The 845-nt window shown below is 41.3% G+C and carries 1 protein-coding gene; it reads right to left on the bottom strand.

Translation table 11 applies throughout. The features are described 5' to 3' along the window. Positions 1-457: 457 nt before the first annotated feature. Positions 458-845 (bottom strand): penicillin acylase family protein (locus ACS8FD_RS18630; protein WP_439276939.1); only part of this gene is annotated, 388 nt, incomplete at its 5' end.

Genomic DNA, 845 nt, shown 5'->3' with positions numbered 1-845 from the left:
CATCGAATGCTGGTAGCTGTTTGCTGGTAATGCTGCCGCGCGTACTGGCGTACGGATTATCTGGCTGCATGACAGGGCGTACTGTAGTCGGCTGCTCGTTAGCATGATTATAAGGCTGCTGGATATTTTGTTTTGAATGATCCGTCATGCGACACTCCTCGTTTTGACTATAGTATGGTTAACTGTTGTAGAGTTAACCGCTAACGACGCAAACATCGATTAGTAATTTATTTTAGTAGCACGTTTTGTACTCATTTTATCCAAAACGACGATAGATAAAAGGATTGTTTATCGCGTTATTTACAGATAAGTGGACAGTCGCTAGTATAACAAATCCTTACTCGCAGTGGGGAGCTTAATGGATTTTTTAGTATGTTAAATATTGCTTATTTTTTTTGATAAAAAAACCCTAGAATTCATCTAAGGTCTTTTTTATTCGGTTAAATTTGGGTGATATTTATTCTCTTAATTGAATCGCATTACCTACGGCCTGATTGTTGATCTCAGTTTTGCTAAAAGGCATGCGTATCCAGTCCTTAGCAGAGTAACGACGCGTTTGATCACGATGATAAGGTCGCGTCGTATCTGAAGCTTGTGAATAACCTAATAGCGCCTCTACAACGGGACCTTTACTATCAAAGGTTACCGCTTGCATATAAGTGGGGCCGTGGGTGATTGGCCCATATGTGCCATCGTCGTTTTGACTTGAGCTTGCGACATTGAAGATGCCTTCGCCTCCGAAGCCACCATGCATTGAGATTTTCTCACCGTTTGTGCCTTCATCAATGACGAACTGTAAATCGGCAAGCGTGGCATCAAGTGCAATATTTTTACTATTGTAATAG

It is taken from the genome of Psychrobacter sp. 1U2 (genome assembly GCF_051847575.1).
This window is presented reverse-complemented; position numbering and strand designations above follow the sequence as displayed.